The 21,743-nt window shown below is 39.5% G+C and carries 17 protein-coding genes; 5 read left to right on the plus strand and 12 right to left on the minus strand.

From position 1 onward, the window contains the following. Window positions 1–926: 926 nt before the first annotated feature. Both IPM92_09265 and IPM92_09270 read right to left on the minus strand, forming a co-directional pair. Window positions 927–2,291, minus strand: coding sequence for a hypothetical protein (locus tag IPM92_09265; GenBank protein ID MBK9108536.1), 1,365 nt, complete (start codon window positions 2,289–2,291; stop codon window positions 927–929). Between the two features lie 245 nt (window positions 2,292–2,536). Continuing rightward, a complete protein-coding gene (locus IPM92_09270; GenBank protein ID MBK9108537.1) occupies window positions 2,537–3,397 on the minus strand; it encodes a cyanophycinase in 861 nt (286 codons plus the stop codon). Window positions 3,398–3,483: 86 nt separating this feature from the next. Between IPM92_09270 and cphA the strand changes: the two genes are divergently transcribed. Both cphA and IPM92_09280 read left to right on the plus strand, forming a co-directional pair. Further along, window positions 3,484–6,135, plus strand: a complete 2,652-nt coding sequence (gene cphA / locus IPM92_09275; protein ID MBK9108538.1) for a cyanophycin synthetase — start codon at window positions 3,484–3,486, stop codon at window positions 6,133–6,135. A 235-nt stretch (window positions 6,136–6,370) separates the two neighbouring features. Then, window positions 6,371–7,762, plus strand: coding sequence for a vanadium-dependent haloperoxidase (locus IPM92_09280; GenBank protein ID MBK9108539.1), 1,392 nt, complete (start codon window positions 6,371–6,373; stop codon window positions 7,760–7,762). A 170-nt stretch (window positions 7,763–7,932) separates the two neighbouring features. Here the strand turns inward: IPM92_09280 and IPM92_09285 are convergent, their stop codons facing one another. Next, the gene (locus tag IPM92_09285) at window positions 7,933–8,637 is read right to left on the minus strand and encodes a hypothetical protein (GenBank protein MBK9108540.1); all 705 of its coding nucleotides are present in this window, start codon (window positions 8,635–8,637) and stop codon (window positions 7,933–7,935) included. A gap of 193 nt (window positions 8,638–8,830) precedes the next feature. On the opposite strand from IPM92_09285, the gene IPM92_09290 reads away from it, so the two are divergent. Beyond that, on the plus strand, window positions 8,831–9,235 hold the full coding sequence (locus tag IPM92_09290; GenBank protein ID MBK9108541.1) for an Hsp20/alpha crystallin family protein: 405 nt from the start codon (window positions 8,831–8,833) through the stop codon (window positions 9,233–9,235). Window positions 9,236–9,262: 27 nt separating this feature from the next. Next, window positions 9,263–9,691, plus strand: coding sequence for an Hsp20/alpha crystallin family protein (locus IPM92_09295; protein MBK9108542.1), 429 nt, complete (start codon window positions 9,263–9,265; stop codon window positions 9,689–9,691). A 382-nt stretch (window positions 9,692–10,073) separates the two neighbouring features. Here the strand turns inward: IPM92_09295 and IPM92_09300 are convergent, their stop codons facing one another. The 3 genes from IPM92_09300 to pheS form a co-directional block, all read right to left on the minus strand. Next, window positions 10,074–11,360 (minus strand): transglycosylase SLT domain-containing protein, encoded by a 1,287-nt coding sequence (locus IPM92_09300; GenBank protein ID MBK9108543.1) that lies wholly within the window; start codon window positions 11,358–11,360, stop codon window positions 10,074–10,076. Window positions 11,361–11,617: 257 nt separating this feature from the next. After that, the gene (locus tag IPM92_09305; GenBank protein ID MBK9108544.1) at window positions 11,618–12,952 is read right to left on the minus strand and encodes a histidine--tRNA ligase; all 1,335 of its coding nucleotides are present in this window, start codon (window positions 12,950–12,952) and stop codon (window positions 11,618–11,620) included. Window positions 12,953–12,983: 31 nt separating this feature from the next. Further along, the gene (pheS, locus tag IPM92_09310) at window positions 12,984–14,006 is read right to left on the minus strand and encodes a phenylalanine--tRNA ligase subunit alpha (protein MBK9108545.1); all 1,023 of its coding nucleotides are present in this window, start codon (window positions 14,004–14,006) and stop codon (window positions 12,984–12,986) included. 52 nt (window positions 14,007–14,058) lie between these two features. Here pheS and IPM92_09315 point away from each other — a divergent pair, with 52 nt between their 5' ends. Beyond that, window positions 14,059–15,333 (plus strand): O-antigen ligase family protein, encoded by a 1,275-nt coding sequence (locus IPM92_09315; protein MBK9108546.1) that lies wholly within the window; start codon window positions 14,059–14,061, stop codon window positions 15,331–15,333. Between the two features lie 738 nt (window positions 15,334–16,071). Here IPM92_09315 and IPM92_09320 read toward each other — a convergent pair. From IPM92_09320 to IPM92_09345, 6 genes are read right to left on the minus strand one after another with little or no spacing between them, the layout of a single operon-like run. Continuing rightward, window positions 16,072–16,755 (minus strand): rhomboid family intramembrane serine protease, encoded by a 684-nt coding sequence (locus IPM92_09320; GenBank protein MBK9108547.1) that lies wholly within the window; start codon window positions 16,753–16,755, stop codon window positions 16,072–16,074. A gap of 9 nt (window positions 16,756–16,764) precedes the next feature. Further along, window positions 16,765–17,742 carry a KpsF/GutQ family sugar-phosphate isomerase gene (locus IPM92_09325; GenBank protein ID MBK9108548.1) on the minus strand — a complete coding sequence of 326 codons (978 nt, stop codon included), beginning with the start codon at window positions 17,740–17,742 and terminating at the stop codon, window positions 16,765–16,767. A 28-nt stretch (window positions 17,743–17,770) separates the two neighbouring features. Continuing rightward, window positions 17,771–18,262: a DUF4290 domain-containing protein gene (locus IPM92_09330; protein MBK9108549.1), complete on the minus strand. Its 492-nt coding sequence runs from the start codon at window positions 18,260–18,262 to the stop codon at window positions 17,771–17,773. Further along, window positions 18,186–18,470 carry a DUF4290 domain-containing protein gene (locus IPM92_09335; protein MBK9108550.1) on the minus strand — a complete coding sequence of 95 codons (285 nt, stop codon included), beginning with the start codon at window positions 18,468–18,470 and terminating at the stop codon, window positions 18,186–18,188. Before IPM92_09335 ends, IPM92_09330 begins: the two co-directional genes overlap by 77 nt. Before the next feature lie 7 nt (window positions 18,471–18,477). Further along, the gene (glmS, locus tag IPM92_09340) at window positions 18,478–20,319 is read right to left on the minus strand and encodes a glutamine--fructose-6-phosphate transaminase (isomerizing) (protein ID MBK9108551.1); all 1,842 of its coding nucleotides are present in this window, start codon (window positions 20,317–20,319) and stop codon (window positions 18,478–18,480) included. Window positions 20,320–20,348: 29 nt separating this feature from the next. After that, entirely contained in the window at window positions 20,349–21,719 is a 1,371-nt protein-coding gene (locus IPM92_09345) for a DUF4270 family protein (GenBank protein MBK9108552.1), read from the minus strand. Window positions 21,720–21,743: the final 24 nt, after the last annotated feature.

Here is a 21,743-nt window from a genome sequence, read left to right on the forward strand (position 1 = left end):
GAGTTCCGTTTTCCATTAAAATTATGAAGGATTTAATCTATAAATCCGGCTGAAGCCGGCATCTGCTTGTGAAATCGTGTTTTATTTCGCGCTTAAAAAATGACTTACCGGGATATGTGAGACTTGACTGCTTGTCGGGAATGGGTTAAAACCCATTCCTAATGATGGTTTCGGGTTCATTTTATGTGCTTTTTGAGTTCCGTTTTCACATTAAAATTATGAAGGAATTAATCTATGAATCCGGCTGAAGCCGGCATCGGTTTGTGAAATCGCGTTTTATTTCGCGCTTAAAAAATGACCTACCGGGATATGCGAGGCTTGACTGCTTGACTGCTTGACTGCTTGACTGCTTGACTGCTTGACTGCTTGACTGCTTGACTGCTTGACTGCTTGACTGCTTGACTGCTTGACTGCTTGACTGCTTGACTGCTTGACTGCTTGACTGCTTGACTGCTTGACTGCTTGAAATCCGATAAACTAACGATAGTTAGTTTATCGGATTTCAAGCATAATACAGAACTTTTATTGTCAAGAGCATCTTGATTTGGGCTCCCGACATCATTAAGTTATCATCATTAGTTTGCTTCTTCATGTCGGGATGACTATTGACTATTTACTCTTGACATTTATTCATGTCCCGTAGGGACAAAATATTGGTAAAAAAGATAGAAGAAAACTTCTTCGCGTGCCGTAGGTACGCAACAACATCATCAGATGTAAAACATCAATTGGGTAAACTCACTACAGAATTTTCAGAAAAAACCGAAAACCATCAAACCCATATGGAAGCATCAGCCACAAATCGTGAGATTTCCCGCAAAAGATTTAATAAGATTCAAGTCAAAATAGAATTGGAAATAAAATAAAACTATCAGCTGCCAAATTTTTCCCCCTCTTCAGCCTTTTAACTTTAAGCTGAGGCCCTCCTAATTACATCCTTCGTCTATCCGCGATTGTTCATCGTTGTTCGGAAAGCACAAAAATGAAAGATTGTGATCTGGTAAAAATCTCGTGAGATTTGGATCGTACAAACCGTTTTCAAGAAAGTCTGTAAGTTCATCAATTTCTTTTTCACTGAGTTTCAGTGGTGTAAAAAATCCGCTTATCTGCGATTTGGGAACTAATGGATTCTCAGGAACGGCTGCATTAAAGTATTCAACTACTTCGCGAAGTGATTTTTTACTAGCTCCATGGAAATAAAACCCAACATCCTTGAGATTGTATAATTGTGGAACTTTGAATTTGTATAAGTCTTCTGGATTTTCAGTAAACCCGCCACGTCCTTTTACGCGTTTATCTTGCGGACCGGTCCGAAACGATTCCCCGTGCGGACTTTGATAAAGATCATAAACACCTAAAGCAAAGAAGTTGAAACTGTTTAAGGAAGGACTGCTATGGCAACGCACACAGCCTGCTTTACCGAAGAAATGCGTGGCCCCTCTTTTTTGGGCATCCGTCATTGCTGTTTTATCACCTTTTAACCAATGCTGGAAAGGAGCTTCAGTTGTGGTAATCGTTCTGAAGTAAGCGGCTATAGCAAAGGCAGTTGTTTTTAAACTATATCGTTCGTGCTCAGGTATATCCGGAAAAGCTTGGTCAAAATGTTCTTTATAGCCTAATTCTTTGGCCATTTTCTCATTCATGGTCATTCGATGAACTTGTAAAGCTCTGATATTATTCGCTTCCAGTCCTTCAAGTCCTAAATGATTGATAGCGGTTAAAGTGTCATTGTTCCAAACAGATTCAGTACCTACATTTAAACTATAAGTTCCAAAATTACCGGCCCATAAAGCATTTCTTACATATGCCAAATTGATGGTAGGTAACGGGCGAGCACCCTGAGCATCCACTTCATCTCCTTTATAAAGAGGTGATTTTTGCCTGGCTTCTCCACTGTGCCCAAATCCAACAGCGCCATCGGCAATTCCCTGAAATCTTCCAGCTGTAAAACCCTTCTCAGCCACATGGCAAGATGCACAGGTAAAAGTCATCATTCCTTCCGGCTTATTGGGCAAAACCCCTATAGCTGGTTCGTGAAATAACATTTTACCTAAATGTATTTTCTTTGGATTTAAAGGATTTTTAGGATCCTGATTTGGTATTTCCGCCAAATTAGATCCATCTACCAGGACATAATCCCGGATATCGCCATTTGAAGAGCTTGTTTCAAGAAGTTTGGTCAGTTTATCATCCAGAGAATAATCCTGAATGACTTCTTCTCTGCTGCATTGGTAAAACAGCACAGATACAAACAATATTAAAACACCAAAAGAGGGGTATTTCTTATTCATTGAGATCAATTATCAGGGATTAATAATATTCCTATTATTAAAGGATTGGAGACAAAATTAGAAATAATTTTCAATCCATAAAGCTATTAAAAATTAAAATCTACTAAGAACAAAAAAAGATTTAAAGATCTTAATCCATCATTAAATGTAAAATGAATTCAAATGCCATAATGTTAAGGCTTTATATATTAAAAATTGTAGTTTTGTCTGGGCTTAGAAAAATTAAATTTTCACAAGAATCTCGTCTAATTTGAAGTCATAAAGCTCAAAGGCAGGATTTTTAAACTCCTTTCCCTAATGTTAAACCGATCGCCATGGGCGAGTATATGAGTAGTGAGGTTTGACAATGACATAGGAGTTCCGGGTTCCAAATCTTCATACCTGTTATGGCTTAGTTGTCGAGCATCAAAAAGGATGACCATTCCGGATCCAATCACTTCACATAAATTTCCTTTTTTAATGACGATCCCAGTATCTTCCGCTAATCCAATCCCCAATAATTGCGGAAATCGGGCTACTGCTTCAGCCAACCTTCCGAATCTGCCCCTTTGGATGAAATGGGTATCTATAATCCCTTGCTCCAGAAATCCCATACCCTGAGACATTCGAACATTGCCCTTTTGCATAGAATCCGCTACACTTCCTCCTGAGATCATCTGAAAAGACATGGCCATCGCTCCTGCACTGGTGCCGGCTAACACAAAATGCTCTTGTTTTAGTTTTGTTTGAAGTAATTGATGCAGTGGTGTATTTAATAAGAATTTGGTAATCTTGGATTGATCGCCCCCAGAAAACATGACACAATCTGCCTCTTCAATATATTTATAATAGATTTTTGATTGTGCTTCACTCCTTTTCCGGATATCCAAAAGGCGAACATTTTCACAACCCAGTGCCGCAAATGCTTTCATGTAATTGTCGCCAACCTCCACAGGTATTGAGGAAGCTGATGTGATGACCACCACACGGGCTTCTTTTCCGCCACTTTCCTTTACAATTCTTGACAAAATGCCTTGCTCAATAAAGTCCATGGTGTACATTTCATTGAGTCCTGTGCCCTTGTCTTCATTTCCTCCAACCGGAATTATAGTTCCTTTATATTCCATGTAATGCGGTTTCTGATCGGCCACAAATGTATAAGGATTGTAAAGAATTAAGCAAAATTATTACCTTAAAGCCTTAAAATATAAAAATGCGCATACGGGAAATCAATGTCATGAGAGGACCAAACTATTGGTCTGTCAGACGACATAAATTAGTTGTCGTTGTTTTGGATCTGGAAGAGTTGGAGCAAAGACCAACCCACACCATAGATGGTTTTTTAGATCGGCTTAAAGCTTTACTTCCCGGGATGTATGAGCATCGGTGTTCTATCGGTGAACCCGGTGGTTTTTTTCAAAGAGTCACAGAAGGAACCTGGATGGGCCATGTAGTCGAACATATAGCTCTTGAAATCCAAAGCATTGCCGGTATGGAAGTTGGATTTGGAAGAACTCGAACTTATGGTGAAGAGGGGGTTTATCATGTCGTTTTTGACTATCTCGAAGAAAAAGTAGGCATTTATGCGGCCAAAGCTGCCGTGCGAATTGCGCAAGCAATTATCGACAATGAACCTTATAATCTTGCAGCTGACATTCAGGAAATGCGGGAATTGCGGGAAACGGGAAGGCTTGGCCCCAGCACCTCTGGTATTATCGATGAAGCAGTTGCAAGGGGCATTCCATGGATCCGATTAAATAAATACAGCCTGTGCCAGCTAGGTTATGGATTTAACCAAACGAGGATACAAGCCACCGTCACTAGCAAAACATCATCTATTGGAGTTGATATTGCAGGTGATAAAGAAGACACTAAATTTTTACTCAGCCAAGCAGAAATACCTGTACCCAAAGGAGAAATCGTTCGCACGGAAGCCGGTTTGAAAGAAACCATCGATTATCTGAAGTATCCACTTGCTATCAAGCCCATTAATGGCAATCATGGCAGGGGAGTAACCACGAATATCACCAATTGGGAGCAGGCTTTGGATGCCTTTAACCTCGCCAAACGAATTTCAAATTCTGTGATTATCGAACAATTTATTATCGGCGAAGATTATCGCTTGCTGGTGATCAATCATAAATTGGTGGCCGCTGCCAAAAGATTGCCTGCAAGGATTATTGGAGACGGTACATCCAGTATTCAGCAATTAATTGATAAAACAAATGCAGACCCACGCAGAGGTTACGGACATGAAAAGGTTTTAACTTACATTACGATCGACGACATTTCGCGCAAATTGCTGGAACTCAAAAACTACACAACAGACAGTATTTTGGCAAAAGATGAAATCCTCATCCTAAAAGATACAGCCAACCTATCAACCGGTGGAACCAGCATTGATGTAACAGATATTGTGCATCCCGGAACCATTTTTATGGCCGAGCGCATCTCTCGCATCGTTGGACTTGATATTTGCGGTATTGATTTTCTGACCAGTGATATCAGCAAACCTGTTTCTGAAACGGGAGGCGCCGTCATTGAAGTCAATGCCGGACCCGGATTCCGCATGCATTTAGCCCCGGCAGAAGGCCTTCCCAGAAATGTAGCTGCACCCGTGATAGATATGCTCTACCCTCCGGGTAAAGACAGCAGGATACCCATCGTTGCAATCACCGGCACCAATGGGAAAACCACAACGACCCGGCTTATCGCGCATATGGTAAAAATGATGGGTTACACTGTGGGTTATACGACAACAGATGGTATCTATATCCAAAACCATCTCATGATGAAAGGAGACTGCAGTGGACCCGGAAGCGCTGAATTCGTACTCAAAGATCCAACCGTCAATTTTGCTGTGTTTGAGACCGCACGAGGGGGCATATTAAGAGCTGGACTGGGATATAAAAATTGCAATGTCGCAATCGTTACAAATGTAGCCCCTGACCACCTAGGTCTTAAAGGAATCCATACCATGGAGCAATTGGCAAAGGTAAAATCAGTTGTTGTAGAGTCGATTCTTCCTGAAGGCTATGCGATCCTAAACGCAGACGATGATCTCGTTTATGCCATGCGTGAGTTACAAAAAGGAAAACTGGCCTTATTTTCTATGAATGAAAACAATCCCAGGATCAAAAAACACATGAAGAATAATGGGATTTGTGCCTTATATGAAAATGGCTACATTACGATTTGTAAAGGAGAATGGAAGCTGCGCATTGTGAATGCCGTGAATGTTCCGCTCACTTTTGGCGGTCGTGCAAGTTTCATGATCCAAAACATCCTTCCTGCAGTGCTTACGGGATATATTTATGGATTTGAATTGGATGACATTCGCAATGCTCTAGAAACTTTTATTCCATCTCCTGCTCAAACCCCGGGCAGGCTCAACATGTTTGAGTTTAAAAATTTTACAGTAATGCTCGATTATGCTCATAATCCTGCCGGACTCCAGGCTTTGAAAAATTTCGTAGATAAAATTGATGCTACGAACAAAGTGGGCATTATCGCTGGCATCGGAGACCGCAGACCGGAAGACAACGAAGGCATTGGAAAAGTGGCTGCAGAAATGTTTGATGAGATCATCATCAGGCAGGATAAAAATCTTCGGGGTCGTTCTGATAAGGAAATTATCGATATGCTCACTGTGGGCATCCAGCAGGCAGAAAAAGAAACGAAACTCACGGTCATTAAAAAAGAACGAGATGCCATAGCTCATGCTATTGAAAATGCAACGGAAGGTTCCTTAATTGTCATTTGCAGTGATGTAGTGCCAGATGCACTCGAACAGGTTCAGAAATACAAAGAAATTGAAGCCGGAAATCTCTATAAATTCAGAAAAGAAGACATTCCGAACACTTAATTTACAGTCATATATAAATGAATCCAAATTTCAAGTAAAAATTTAAATCATGATTTATCTAAATGTATATACTATTAATTATTAGTGGAATTACATAGTAAATCTGGATAAAATATCAAGACTCAAAGATTAAAAATTTCTAATTTTTGGGATTTTTTTTAATTAAGGTGTAATTTCGCTCAGTTTTTAGAAAGACCAAACTAACTTACACTTACTTAACTAAAGGTTGATTTTTATGAAAAATCTCATGAACAAGCTGTTATCGAGCTTTGTGATTGTCTTACTGACGTTCTCCTCTTGTAATAAAACGGACGTAATAGAAGAAGGTAATACCCTGTTAAAATCTCAGGAAAGTGATGTTTATCACGAATGGAGCAACGTATTTATGGAAGTTGAGCGCTATGCTTCCTTCTTCAGACCCGGACCCGCGCCAAGAGCCTTAGCTTATTTAGGATTAAGTGCTTACGAAGCCTGCTTAGGCGGCATGCCTGAATATCAATCTTTGCAATACAGATTTGGCATTACAGATATGCCTGAAATTCAAAAGAATTTGTACTGGCCTGCAGTTATTAATGCTTCTTACGGGTATCTGATGATCAAATTTTTTGAAAATGTAACATTTAAAGATAAAAGTGGAAATACGCTGGACCAAAGACAATTTTTAAATTTAATCAGATCCAAAGAAGCTGAACTTAAAGCCAGTTATCGCAAAGATGCCATTGAAACAATTCTGATTAACTCTGAAGCTCATGGCAAAGAAGTTGCTGCTGCCATTTGGAGGTTTGCGATATCAGATGCGGTTGGACATAATGCCCACCTTAATCCTTATCCTGATCCTGTAAATGCAAGCGGTTGTGAATGGGTCCCCACAGATCCGCTTACAGTGACCGACAGAGGATTATTTCCGCAATGGGGAAAAGTGAGGAGATTTGCTTTGAGTCAAGCTGATATGGATGCTTTAGTAGCACCTATTACTTGTAGTTCAGATACTGGTTCTCATTACTACTTGCAAGCAAGGGAGTGTTATGTGTTAACAAATCTCGCCAGAAAGGAGCCTACAGGTGACTTAGAACATATGGCTGAGTTTTGGAGTGACGATCGCGTTGGTTGGACTTTTAGCCCTCCTACCCGACTGATCGCCATTGCTGATCAAATTATAGAAAATGAAAACATGGACCTGGAAACCGTTGCGGTGATGTATGCACGCCTCGGTTTGGCTTTGAATGAAGCAGGTGTTATTGCATGGTATAATAAATATAAATACAATGTTGAAAGACCTATAACCTTTATTCAAAGAGAGATTGACCCGAACTGGACCATTCCATGGTTAGGATTTACACCACCCTTTCCAGCTTATCCTTCCGGTCATTCGACTTTTGGATTCGCAGGTGTAGGTATCTTGGAAGCTTTTGTTGGTGGTAATTATCCATTTACTGATAATTGTCATGCCAATAGAACTGATTTTCTGGGAAGAGCAAGATCCTTTAACACATTGCGCGATCTAGCCAATGAAAATGCCTTGAGCCGATTACCGCTAGGTGTGCATTACAGAATGGATTATGACAGTGGAAATTTCTGCGGAACACTAGCTGCCAGAAAAGTACTCGAATTGCCCTGGAAAAAATAACAGGATTGACAGGATTAAAAGGATTTTTGGATTTGTGGGATTAGGAATGATGTTGTTTCATACTTTAATCTTATGAATCTGTGTTGTTAGTCTATTTGTAAATTCGGGAATTTGAAAATTTTACTATACACGTTTTAAGCCTTCGTAAAATCCTTTAGCCAACAGGCATCCTACTCCTCATAAATAATGATTCGTTTAAACCGAACATAAAAACTCAATTCAATAGTTGTGTTAATGGTAGATTGTTCGTAGCCGGGAAGTACTTGTCCGGTCCAGGGATCAATTCGACGAATGGTGGCCGGAACATAAACTTGTTTTGACAGATCTGGCGCGATATTCAGCTCTAAGCCGTAGTGTACTAACTTTTTAGCTGCAAATTCAGTTCCCAGGCGAAGGCTTACCCCATAATTCCATTTCTTAGTCCACTCTTTCAATTCAGGATAGACCTCGAATTTGGTTCCCAAAGTATATTCCCCACGAAGTCCTACCGCATAAAAAGGTTTCCACCGATTCATTTTTAAAAAGCGTTTCATGCCCAATTCAAAAACCAGATTATGAAACTCCATAGCGAAGCTAGATCCGGGCAAGCGGTTGCCGTTAATATCGTAAATGGCACTGAACCTGAGAGCGGCACCTTTCACATGATAACCCAGTTGTCCATAGATAATATTTTTTCCATCCGAACTTTCTGAATCCATAAAAGCAGAGACATGCCAGCGCCAGAGCGGATCCAATTGATTGCCGCCACCCCACTTCTGCAGTCCCATGGTAGGTCCAGCTTTGAATCCAAATCCGGTGGACTGGGCAAATAATTGCGGATTTAAAAGCCCCAGGAACACCAGATTAATAGTCAGTAAAAACTGCCTGAATTTCATAATAAGTTGAGTTTAGAATAAACAAATGTAAGCCTAAACTATCAAATAAGTATAATAATTATGCCATTATGTCTGGTTAAAATTTAATATTGCGCCATTATGGCATAATATTAAAGCAAGAAACTGTCAATATCTTTATTTTTTCGGCATGGTACAACAATTGATCTAGTCCTTTTATAAAATTATTAAAATTATGATGTATTCAAATTTTTACGCTTGTAGCCCCAAAAGCTGTGGAACCGAAAGTCAGGTTCGCAAAACTGCTGAAATGAAAAGGGAAATATTCCACAAACCCTTCATGAATCAAAAAGAGATGGAAGATGCTATTGAATTGGAGTTCTCATTACCTGGTGTCTCCAAAGAAAACATTAAATTAGAATGGCAAGAACAGGTATTGACTCTAAACGCAACTCGCATCCTCAACAGAGAAGGAATGACGCTTAAACACCGTGAATTTTCAGATCGGAAATTCAAAGCTATTTTGAGAATTGGAGACAGTCTTGATGTTTCATCTGCAAATGCACAGTTTGAACATGGCGTGTTAAAGATTAAAATTGCTAAAAAACCTATTGCTAAAATTTCAATTGAAGTGAAATAATTATTTAACCATTTAAATCAGAAAAATATGAGAAACAATTTCAATGCATTAGTACCATTTGTTCAGATCGTGGATGATCTATTTTCTAAAAGTTTTAGCGATGTGAGCGGAGGATCTCTTCTGCGCAATCAAACGCCTGCTTTAAATATTTTGGAGCTTGAAAAAGAGTTCAAATTAGAATTGGCAGCGCCCGGTTTGGATAAAGCTGATTTTAAAATTCATGTCGAAAACAATTTTCTAAACATTTCTGCCGAAAAGAAAGAAACAATAAATGAAGAAAAAGAAAACTATCGCAGACGTGAATTCAGTTATCACTCTTTCAAAAGATCTTTCGAATTGCCACAAAATGTACAGGCAGATAACATTTCAGCAAAATATGAAAACGGAATTTTAAATGTTTCAATTCCTAAATCCGTCATAGAGCAAAAGCAAAATAAAACGATCGAGATCGCATAAACATTAGAATTATTAGGGAATTCGTCATAAAGAGGATCATACATTTCGTATGGTCCTCTTTCCTTTTAAGCTAATAAGTTCAAAGGAAAAAGTAAAAGGTAAAAGGTAAAAGGTAAAAGGTAAAAGGTAAAAGGTAAAATTTCATGAATATAAATGATAGATCAAACCCAAACCAGGATTTTCCGATAAATTCTTTTCAGGAACCTTAATAAGTCTCAAGAAAATGTCTTATTAAGTTAAAAAAATCAGAAAAATAAATTCAACATGAAGACCCTCTTTTGAACTAACACCCGTTAGTAATTGTTAACCCTAACAGCCTAACAGCCTAACAGCCTAACAGCCTAACAGCCTAACAGACTAACAGCCTAACAGACTAACAGACTTAAAGCCTCTCAGCCTTTATCTTAAGCACTGTTCCGACCTGAAGTGATTCCGGATTCGTAAGTTCATTCCAGCTTATGAGATCTTCAAGTTCAACCTGATGAATTTCAGAAATGGAAAATAGAGACTCCCTTATACCAACAATGTGATATTTAAATTCAGCTGAGGGCTCCATCGGCGGAATTGGTATTTCATCAATTGATTTCGGACTGAATTGAAAAGCTATGCTGTGTTCATTGACCTGAACGATGGAGATATTGTCGGGATGCGTAATTTGAGGTCTGCAAAAGGAGATAATCTCCGCATCTGAGAGCGTGGCAAATTCCATAAGCGTCTGAACTTCACTCATGGATTGATTTTTATTATTTCTGTAAGTATAATAGTCAATAAATTCAACCATGAGGCTATCCGGTAAACTGATGTAAAATCCTTTAGGACTAGCTGGTATGAGACCTCTTTTATAAACCGGATTGAAGGCTTTAAATACATCCGGAGTTATGTTTGTCTTTTTATACAAATCCTTTAAGCGTACTTCTTTAAATATTTTAGCGAAAGTGAGTCTATTGGATTCAATGTGATTCACATCTAAAATCATTTCGTGCTCGTCAGAATATTCAATAAAATAAGTAGCGCCAATAAAAGCTGGAACAAATAACTGCGTCTGACGAGGTAAATTTGAACGCAAACTCCAAAAATCCTTTTTACTGGAACTTTGCAATAATCTCTTGATGCGATTTTCGCCACAGTTGTATGCTGCTAGAACCAATGACCAATCATTAAACATCCCATACAAAGTTTTAAAATAACGGGCAGCTGCATGAGTGGATAATACGGGATCTAAGCGCTGATCAATTTTATCATCGACGCGGAGATTCAACAATCTTGCTGTGGATGGCATCAATTGCCATAATCCGGCAGCGCCTGCATAAGACTTTGCATTGATGACCAATGAAGACTCAACAATGGTAAGATACTTTAATTCGTTCGGGAGTTCGTATTCCGCAAATATTTTATCGATGAGTGGGAAATAAGTTTCGGTGCGATGCAATAATTCCATCGCCCGGTTGCGGTTTTTACCAACAAACCTTTTCACCTGATCAATGACATCTTCTTCGGCTTTGGCAAATACCAGACATTGCATTAGTCCAAGGCGGGTAATGATGAGATCTTCGAAAGCTGCCGGATTGTTTGCCAGATTCTCTTTTGTCAAAAGAGAATCAACTCCGGAATTGGAGGACGCATTTTGAAGACATGCGACGGCAATCAGAATACTGAAAATAGATTTCATTTTGTTCATGGATCGAAAAAGGATTTATCCGTTTCTCTATCCCTCAGCTTTTAGATAACTTCCATAAATATACACCAAAAAAGTCATATCTAAATGCAGAAGGATGACAAAGATACATATTAAAACTGAAAACAAAAAGTTAACAGCCTAAATACATTGTTAATACATATAAAGATATTTTTTAATATGTATTTACAATTGCTTATCAATAGCGTAGTTCGCCAATTAAATATTATGGTTAAACGGGCATTTTACAGCTATTTAACAAAGAACCTGATCAATTCGGATTCAGGGATCCGGATTTGTTCTCCATTAGACTGATCCTTGATATTTAGAGTTTGGGTTTTAAGTTCCTCTTCCCCAATAATGATGACATATGGTACTCCTAATTTTTCAGCATGCTGGAATTGCTTTTTAAGTTTCTGAGCCTCAGGATAAACTTCTACTGGAAGACCTGCAGCTCTCATTTTTCCTGCCTGGTCGAAAGCATAAAGTAAGGCATCTTCATCAAGTGCACACAACATGGCCACGGGTTCTTTTCCAAGTCTTTCCGGAAATAAATTTAACTCTGAAAGCACATCGTAAATACGATCAGCCCCAAAAGAAATTCCTACACCCGAAACTCCTTTCAACCCAAAGACAGCTGTGAGATCATCATATCGTCCACCACCGCCCAAACTTCCCATTTGAAAATTTTTAGGTTTCACTTCCAAAATACAGCCCGTATAATAGCTCAAGCCCCTGGCCAATCCCGGATCAAAAATGACGCTATTATGAGCCTGGTAGTTTTTATTGAATGCAAATACTTTTTGCAGCTCTGAAACACCAACTCCTGCGACTTCATTGATATTAAAAACCGAGACGTCCTTTTGCTCCAGACTTGACAATAACCAATTGCTTTTATCTTCATGAACTCCCAAATTAAGGAGCGATGATTTCAAAACTTCAGGTCCCGATTTATCCAACTTATCAATTTCAATGGTCATTGCTATAAACTTGTCGGGAATACCTGCTTCTATGGCCATGCCTTCCAAAATTTTACGGTGATTGATATGAATGTTCACCGGTATTTGCAATTCTCTAAAAACCTGGTCATAGATCTGAATCAATTCTGCTTCATACAACAATGAATGAGAACCCACTACATCTGCATCGCACTGATAAAATTCGCGATACCGTCCTCTTTGCGGCCGATCTGCCCTCCAAACAGGTTGGATCTGGTAGCGTTTAAAGGGAAAATTAATTTCGTGTTGGTTCATTGCTACCACGCGTGCAAAAGGCACTGTTAAATCGTAACGCAATCCCTTTTCGCAGATGTGCGTTGCAATTTTACCGGCTTCTCTGTTTTGAAGCATGTTTTCATCGACATCTTTCAGAAAATCGCCGCTATTGAGTATTTTAAATAAAAGCTTGTCTCCTTCTTCGCCATATTTACCCATAAGTGTATCGAGATTTTCCATGGCCGGGGTTTCAAGGGGTTGATAACCATAGCGAATGAATTGATTTTCTATGGTTTCAAAAATATATTTTCGCCGGCGCGATTGCAAGGGTAAAAAATCGCGGGTTCCTTTAGCAAGTGTTGCTTTTTTCATAGTTTCGTAATCTGCACTATTTCGGGATTCCTTAAAACTGGTTTAGAAATCTCACATCATTTTCAAAAAAATACCGGATATCAGGAATCTTGTGTTGCAACATGGCTTGTCTTTCGATGCCCATTCCAAAAGCAAATCCGGAATAAATATTTGGGTCAATTCCACAATTTTCTAATACTGCAGGATCCACCATTCCACAACCTAAAATTTCAAGCCAGCCTGTGCCTTTTGTAATGCGGTGGTCCGTTTCATTTTTAAGACCCCAGTAAATATCCATTTCCGCAGAAGGCTCGGTAAACGGAAAATAGGATGGCCGAAGTCGAATTTGTACATCAGGTCCATACATTTCGCGCGCATAAAACAACAAAGTTTGTTTGAGGTCGGCCATAGAAATTCCTTTATCGATGTACAAACCTTCTACCTGATGAAATTGACAATGGGACCTGGCCGAAATTGTTTCATTCCGATACACCCTTCCCGGTGCAAGAATTCGGATGGGCGGCTTATTCTGAGTCATAAACCTCGATTGCACAGAGGAAGTGTGTGTTCTCAAAAGGAGGTTTGCGAAATCTTTCAGGTAATAAGTATCCTGCATATCGCGAGCCGGATGGTCCTCAGGGGTATTCAAAGCCGTAAAATTATGCCAGTCGTCTTCGATTTCCCTATCTTCTGCCACTTCAAAACCAATTTTGGAAAAGATGTCAACGATTCGGTCCATTGCCTGAGAGATTGGGTGTCGGCGGCCGGTATGGAGTCGAACTGGCGGAAGACTCAAATCAGGAATATCGACAGTTTGTGATCCAACCTGAGTTTGTGAATCTTTGTAATCTTCAAATTTTTGCTCGGCAGTTGTCTTGGCCAGGTTGAGAATTTGGCCAAATTCTCGTTTTCGTTCGTTTTCAACCTGAGCCATGAGCGCAAATAGTGGTTTTATCTTATTTTTTGTGCCCAAATAGCTAAGCCGGAAAGACTCAAGTGCATCCTGATCCTTTATTTCAAAAGAATTTATTTCATCAATCAATCGTTGTACTTCTGCAAACCTGTCTACCGACATTTGTATTATTTTACGCGACAAAGTTAAACTTCAACAGCGGGTATTTTAAGCAATGAGATCATTAATGTCTAATTGGAAAGAAAATTTAGGCTCCTGGCACTTACTCCAATGGGCTTTTGCATTAGGACTTGTCCTCGTGGCGACAGGCATCAGCTGGTCCGTTTTTCTCGTTTCTAACAGCGTAATCGTCTTGAGTTTGCTGATTCCCTTTATGTGTTCAAAAAATGGCTTTATCCCAAAGATAAATGTTCTTTGGAAACAGGATTTCGGAGAGATGCTACAGGAGCCCCTGCTTTTGTCTATGATGCTCTTTTGGGCAACTCAATTTATATCGGGTTATTGGTCTGATCTCCCTAAAGACTGGATCTGGTTTTCAAGAATGCAACTGCCATTTCTCCTTTTGCCTTTTGTCTTTTACCGGCATGCATATCTAACATCCAAATTACTTTATGCCATACTTGGCATTTTCATAGTAGTTTGTTTTATAAGTTCTCTGTATATCGGATTTGATTATTTGCAAAATGCGGATTTCTACAATCTTCAATTACTCAAAGGCAAACCATTTGTGACTCATATTTCTCACATTCGCTACAGTATGTTGATTGCTATGTGTGCTTTAATTTGTTTGCACATTTTTTTCACAAATTTAAATGCTCCTAAAATTTGGACAAAGGTCGGATTGTTGCTTTGCATTTATTTTTTTTCATTCAATCATCTCTTAAGCGCAAAAACCGGCTTGTTTTCGATGTACCTGGCCATCATCGCATATATGTTTAGCGGACTACCGGCTGCGCGTATGCAAACAAAATTATTTTTAATGCTGAGCTTGTTAGGCATAACATTCCTGAGCTATTATATGCTGCCCAGCTTACAACAAAAAATCTATTATACCTGGTGGCAGATCGGCGAATTCAGTCGCGGAAAATGGTTGAACTATTCAGACATTGAGCGTTGGATGTCCATACAAATGGGTCTGGAAATGATCAAACAAGAGCCCTTTTTTGGGTGCGGTATTGGCGATCTCTACAAAGCGACTGCTAACATATACCAGGAATGCCTAAGCAATGAAAATTACAAATTGCCACACAATCAATTCATCTTCACCTGGGCTTTTACCGGTATTTTCGGTTTTCTGAGTCTGTTATCGATCTTATACTTCAGTGCTTTACAAAAAACCTGGTGGCGACATCCTCTTATTATTTCAATACAAGTCATATTATGGAGTTCCTTTTTCGTTGAATATACGCTAGGAACACAAATTGGATGCAGCCTATATGTGTTTTCAACTTTGCTTTCGTGGGGTTATTTGAGGAAGATGACTGCTTGACGGGAATGGGTTAAAACCCATTCCTAATGATGGTTTCGGGTTCATTTTATGTGCTTTTGGAGTTCCGTTTTCACATTAAAATTATGAAGGATTTCATCTATGAAGCCGGCTGAAGCTGGCATCGGTTTGTGAAATCGCGTTTTTTATCGCGCTTAAAAAATGACGTATCGGGATATGCGAGGCTTGACTGCTTGACGGGAATGGGTTGAAACCCATTCCTAATGATGGTTTCGGGTTCATTTTATGTGCTTTTGGAGTTCCGTTTTCACATTAAAATTATGAAGGATTTAATCTATGAATCCGGCTGAAGCCGGCATTGGTTTGTGAAATCGCGTTTTTTATCGCGCTTAAAAAATGACGTATCGGGATATGCGAGGCTTGACTGCTTGACTGCTTGAAATCCGATAAACTAACTATCGTTAGTTTATCGGATTTCAAGCATAATACATAACTTTTATTGTCAAGAGCATCTTGCTTTGGACTCCCGACATCATTAAGTTATCATCATTAGTTTGCTTCTTCATGTCGGGATGACTATTGAATATTTACTCTTGACATTTATCCATGTCCCGTAGGGACATCATATTGGTAAAAACTCGCAGAAAATTTCTTCGCGTGCCGTAGGTACGCAACAGCATCTTAGGGTGCAAAATGTTTACAGGATTGAAAGCATTAAAAGGATGCCGAAAATTAAAACACAACTAACGAACGTTTGTTAGTTCCATCGACAATCAACATTTATTGATCATCTCCAACATATCGGTATTTGCCTGAATAATTTCTGCGCGCAATAAATCCGGCAATGACACCAAAAATGAAACCACCGATATGTGCCCACCATGCTACACCGCCTTGTTCTTCGGTACCTAGTCCCAGGGTTCCAAATCCGGATACCATTTGCTGCAAGATCCAAATTCCGAGAAAAAGCAATGCAGGCACGTTTGCAGAACTAAACAAAAACAAAATAAATACGCGAATTCTCGATGCAGGAAACAAGATAAGATAGGCTCCCATTACGGCAGAGATCGCTCCACTGGCGCCTACCACGGGGATATCGCTGATGGGATTGAATAAAGCATGGATCAAAGTTGCGGCAATTCCACCCAGAAGATAAAACAAGATAAAATTAAACGTGCCAATGATGGCTTCAACGTTGTCTGCAAAGACCCATAAAAAAAGCATATTGCCAATGAGATGCATCCAACCTCCATGAAGAAACATAGACGTAAGCACTGTAAATAAATCTACTCCGGATAGCAGTTCTAATGGGATATTCCCAAATTCAAATACAAAAGCTTCTGCCTGAAAATGCTGCAAACTAACTTCGTATAAAAAAACCAATACGTTCATCAGGATCAGGCTGTATGAAAACAGCGGTTTACTTCCTCCTTTTACATTATCATCGCCAATTGGAAAAAACATATTGGTATTTTAAATAATGCCTTCTTTGATTAAATCGTGAATATGCACTACACCTACATAAATTTCTTTATCTGCCACCAATAATTGCGTGATGTTGTTTTCGCGCATCAACCGGAAGGCATCCACGGCAAGGGCTTCGGCATCAATAGTTTTAGGGTTCGGACTCATGATGTCTTTTGCACACAATCCGTTTATTTCTGTACTATTTTGCAACATTCTGCGAAGGTCACCATCCGTGATAATTCCTACAATCCTTTGATCATCATCCAACACAGCAGAAACACCAAGTCGCTGACCGGTCATTTCAATGATCACTTCGCGCAAGCTTGTATTCAAATTTACTTTTGGTTTTCCGTGTAGCGGATAAATATGATTTACGCGCAAATAAAGTTTTTTTCCCAATGATCCGCCCGGATGAAACATTGCAAAATCCTGGGGACTAAAACCCCGCATGGCCAAGAGGGCAACCGCCACGGCATCACCTAATACAACTTGCGCAGTTGTGCTGGCTGTTGGTGCAAGGTTATTGGGTTCGGCTTCATGGGATACAGGTGTATGGAGTATAAAATCAGCTTGTTTTGCTAAGGTGGAATCGCGCTGTGAAACCATTCCGATAAATTGAGAACCCAATGTTTTAATAAGGGGAATCAAAGCCTTAATTTCTTGCGTCTCTCCACTTTTTGATATACACCAAACGATATCGTCATTGCGGATCATTCCAAGATCTCCGTGCAATGCATCAGCGGCATGCATAAATAATGCAGGCGTGCCCGTCGAATTCAGAGTCGCTACAATTTTTTGTCCGATGATCGCACTTTTTCCAATACCGGTAATAACCACTCTACCTTTCATATGAAAAAGTGCTCCGACGACATTTATAAAATCATCGTTTATACTATTCAATAATTGATTGATAACATTGCGCTCAATTTCAATGCAAGAACGAGCGGCATTACAGATAAGTGTTTTTTGGTTGTTGCTAAGCATGCCGAATCATCAAATATTCAAATACATCTTAGGCGCGTCTTCGGTTGTTATTGTTGTTACTATTCCGGTGCTTATTCATCATTCCGCCACCTTTTTTGTTCTTGTAGTTTTGCTTGTGAGAACCTCTAAAAGTGCGCTTTTGGCTACGCGGTTGTGAATCTACAAGGGTGTTGAACTGAACATCATCATCTAATTTGAGTTGGCCTCCTGATATTAGAATCAAATCACTTTTGATCAGATCATCGCTGACATAGTGTTCTTTGTTCCAGTTTTTAAAAGCCATTTTCATGTAAGAACCAATGATATGAGAAAAAGCTTCGCGCTTCGGTCCCGGCTCCATTTCCAATGCTTTTTTGATGAGCTGATTGACATAATTTCCATAATGTCTGTATTTATCAGTTCCCTTAGGATAACTTACTTGTTCGGGTGTCAATTTATCATCATCAGGGGTGGGTATAATTCCACTTATTGGAATCACATTGATATCGTATTCTGCGATTCTGAAAAAGTGATGCCACAATTTTTGTGCGATGCTCATCCATATTTTTATTGTATGGCGTAATAATATGCATGAGGTCGATCACTTCATCTGCAAAGTGCTGACGATAAATTGGATCCTCGATAGATTTGCAAAAAAGAATCAGGTCCTGAATATTTCTTCCATATTCAGGCATGACGAGTTCTATTTGCGAGGTATTGTAACTAAATTGGACGTTTTCGAAGCGCATAAATGAATTATTCTACTGTGACTGATTTGGCTAAATTTCTGGGTTGATCTACATCACAAGCTCTTAAAACTGCAATATGATAAGATAATAATTGAAGTGGAATAACGCTGAGTAATGGAGTCAGCGGATCTATCGTTGAAGGAATTTCAATACAATGGTCTGCTATTTTTTTAATCTCTTTATCTCCTTCTGTGACGATAGCAATGACAATGCCTTTGCGGGCTTTGACCTCTTGAATATTTGAAATAATTTTTTCGTAGGCACTTACATTGGTAGCAATGACAATCACCGGCATATTTTCATCAATCAATGCGATGGGCCCGTGTTTCATTTCTGCTGCTGGATAACCTTCAGCATGGATGTAAGAAATTTCTTTGAGTTTTAAAGCGCCTTCCAAAGCTACCGGAAAATTAAAACCCCTGCCCAAATAAAGTACATTATTATTCTGTTGAATCTCTTTTGCCAGATATTTGATTTGATCATTGAGCAACAAAACTTTTCCTACTTTATCCGGTATGCTCCCAAGTTCGGCTATGAGCTGATGATAATAAGAATTGGATAAGGATCCGTTTCGATGACCCAATACCAATGACATCAAGGTCAACAAAGTAACTTGCCCGGTGAAAGCTTTGGTAGAGGCCACTCCAATTTCCGGACCGCAATGTATATAAGATCCTGCATGTGTTAATCGCGCAATAGAAGAACCTACCACATTTACGATTCCATACACCAATGCACCTCTTTCCTTCGCTAATTCTGCCGCAGCAAGTGTGTCTGCAGTTTCGCCCGATTGTGAAAGCACCAAGACAACATCATTCTCTGTAAGAATCGGATTTCTGTATCTAAATTCGGATGCGTATTCAACTTCAACGGGAATTCTTGCTAAATCTTCAATTAAATATTCTCCAATAAGCGCACTGTGCCATGAAGTGCCACAGGCAGCAATGACGATCCTGTTTGCTTTTAATATACGATTGATGTGTTCTTCCAATCCTCCTAAACGAACCCAGCCTTCGGTTGCATTTAAACGGCCGCGCATACAATCGGAAATCGTTTGAGGTTGTTGGTAAATCTCTTTCAGCATGAAGTGTTCGTAGCCTCCCTTTTCCAATTGATCCATGCTCATGTCGAGTTCCTGGATCAAAGGTTCCTGCACTTCTTCATTGCTAATGGTCGAAATCTCCAATCCTCTTTCTTTTGTTAAAACGGCAATTTCTTCGTCGTTGAGATATACAACTTTGTTGGTGTATTGGATGATAGGAGTTGCATCGGAAGCGATGAAATTTTCGTGATCGCCCAAGCCGATAACTAAAGGACTTGATTTCCTGGCTCCGACCAGTTTGCCAGGATCATCTTTATCCATGACTACAATTGCATATGCACCCACCACTTTTTTAAGTGCTTTGCGAACCGCTTCTTCTATGGGTAGTTGATCCCTTTTCTTAATTTCTTCTATGAGGTGAATTAAAACTTCCGTATCTGTTTCACTTTTAAAGTTGTGGCCCAGTCTTGTAAGCGCTTCTTTCAAAGTAGCGTAATTCTCGATAATACCATTATGAATGATGGCGAGTTTGCCATTTTCAGAAAGATGCGGGTGCGCATTGATATCATCCGGTTTGCCGTGTGTGGCCCAACGGGTATGCCCCATTCCTACTGTAGCAAAAAGTTCCTTTGATTCTGTGAATTCACATAATTCCTGCACTTTGCCCTTTTTCTTATAAATATCCAACTCCCCGTTTAAAAGTGCGATTCCGGCCGAATCATATCCTCTGTACTCTAAGCGTTTCAAGCCTTCCAATAAAATCGGATAAGCATTTTTTTTACCTAGATATGCTATTATTCCACACATATTATGTGTAAATGTTATGTATTTTATATTTACTCTGAATAGATTAACTCAAGTCTTGCACTCGTCGCCCGCAAATTTCTACCATGCCAAACCAGTCGTGCCGGTGATTCCAATTTTGAAAACGGAGAAATCACCAAATCCATGTCGGCATTTTTTAAACGCGCTTTCTGAAAATGTCTTGTGATGTTCATTTTGTACTTATAAACTTTCTGGCCACTTGTTGAATCAATGACCGGATGACCTCCAAAAGCTCTCTTATATGAACTCAGTGAACCTGCAGCAACCACCACATCGTCAATAGCTATTCTCGTTCCGGAACTGACATCAAAAATCTGAAGCAAATCCGGTAAGTCATAGTTATCTAAGTCTACTCCGGGCATTTCCGATACTTCAAAATTCAAAATGGCATAATTAATAAATTTTCCGGTCCAGGTATTTTGATAAGGCAATTTCAATCGAACATCTCTTCCAGCTGCACCCTGGATTAGCAACAGACTATCTCCGGTAATAGTTCCGGAATAACATTGTTCTGCAATACTACCCGTCGTATTTCTCTGATAAAAAGGCGTTTTAACAGCGAGACTGCTCATATACAACTCTACCTTACTTTGTCGCATGGTAGTATCCCTGTAATATATGGTCAATTTGCTGTCTCCGTGTTCGGGTAAGACTGATAAATATCCATTACCATCTTCGCATACGATGGCAAGGCCATGAAAAAGTTTGGAAAAACTATCGCTCACATAATAAACTGTATCGGCATAATTTCTCATGATTCCCATTAATAATGCGGTATCCAGATTTACCCGCAATTGTGGAAATAAAATTTTCTTGAGTGTGTCTTCGATGATTTCGAAACTATCTTTTTTATTGACGACATAATTTATCAACTCGCCATACTTTTTGGATTTGTCTACCGGCAAAAAGTGATTGCTGTAATAGACCTTACTTGGATCATAAGGATCTTCAAGGCCATAAACAGAGATCCGCATGGGTTCAATATATTTGCCATAAAACAGGCTTGTATCAAACCTTAACGACAAAACGATCGAATCAATAGGTGCATCCAAAAAATCCAGATTATCTGTAGGTATAAAACGCAATTGCGTTCCAAAACCTGCAGAAGATTGACCGAAAATAGGATCTGTCATATATCCAACGGGAAAAGCGGCATTTACAAAACCAACCGCTCCCATCGTGGTAAAGGTCGCAAAACTCACTATCGAATCTGGCTCAGCGGGACTAACCGTAAAATCGTAGACTTCCTGACCTTTTGCCTGAAGCCAACCTGTGTCGAGTAGATCTGATCCGAATGAATCAAATTCATTGCAAGAAAAATTGATGATGTATATAAAGCCCAGGCCAACCAGCCAGTACTTTCCTTTCACTAAAATGCTCATCCGATTAAAGAATTCTAAGAGTAA

This window comes from Saprospiraceae bacterium (assembly GCA_016719615.1).
GTDB lineage: Bacteria > Bacteroidota > Bacteroidia > Chitinophagales > Saprospiraceae > Vicinibacter.

Excerpts from the sequence above, each read along its gene's own strand:
- IPM92_09295 (MBK9108542.1), top strand. The coding sequence starts at position 9,263 with ATGAGAAACAATTTCAATGCATTAGTACCATTTGTTCAGATCGTGGAT.
- IPM92_09325 (MBK9108548.1), bottom strand. The coding sequence starts at position 17,742 with ATGCTTAGCAACAACCAAAAAACACTTATCTGTAATGCCGCTCGTTCT.
- IPM92_09290 (MBK9108541.1), top strand. The coding sequence starts at position 8,831 with ATGATGTATTCAAATTTTTACGCTTGTAGCCCCAAAAGCTGTGGAACC.
- pheS (MBK9108545.1), bottom strand. The coding sequence starts at position 14,006 with ATGTCGGTAGACAGGTTTGCAGAAGTACAACGATTGATTGATGAAATA.
- IPM92_09285 (MBK9108540.1), bottom strand. The coding sequence starts at position 8,637 with ATGAAATTCAGGCAGTTTTTACTGACTATTAATCTGGTGTTCCTGGGG.
- IPM92_09345 (MBK9108552.1), bottom strand. The coding sequence starts at position 21,719 with ATGAGCATTTTAGTGAAAGGAAAGTACTGGCTGGTTGGCCTGGGCTTT.
- IPM92_09305 (MBK9108544.1), bottom strand. The coding sequence starts at position 12,952 with ATGAAAAAAGCAACACTTGCTAAAGGAACCCGCGATTTTTTACCCTTG.
- IPM92_09315 (MBK9108546.1), top strand. The coding sequence starts at position 14,059 with ATGAGATCATTAATGTCTAATTGGAAAGAAAATTTAGGCTCCTGGCAC.
- glmS (MBK9108551.1), bottom strand. The coding sequence starts at position 20,319 with ATGTGTGGAATAATAGCATATCTAGGTAAAAAAAATGCTTATCCGATT.
- IPM92_09280 (MBK9108539.1), top strand. The coding sequence starts at position 6,371 with ATGAAAAATCTCATGAACAAGCTGTTATCGAGCTTTGTGATTGTCTTA.
- IPM92_09265 (MBK9108536.1), bottom strand. The coding sequence starts at position 2,291 with ATGAATAAGAAATACCCCTCTTTTGGTGTTTTAATATTGTTTGTATCT.
- IPM92_09270 (MBK9108537.1), bottom strand. The coding sequence starts at position 3,397 with ATGGAATATAAAGGAACTATAATTCCGGTTGGAGGAAATGAAGACAAG.
- cphA (MBK9108538.1), top strand. The coding sequence starts at position 3,484 with ATGCGCATACGGGAAATCAATGTCATGAGAGGACCAAACTATTGGTCT.
- IPM92_09300 (MBK9108543.1), bottom strand. The coding sequence starts at position 11,360 with ATGAAATCTATTTTCAGTATTCTGATTGCCGTCGCATGTCTTCAAAAT.
- IPM92_09335 (MBK9108550.1), bottom strand. The coding sequence starts at position 18,470 with ATGCGCTTCGAAAACGTCCAATTTAGTTACAATACCTCGCAAATAGAA.
- IPM92_09320 (MBK9108547.1), bottom strand. The coding sequence starts at position 16,755 with ATGTTTTTTCCAATTGGCGATGATAATGTAAAAGGAGGAAGTAAACCG.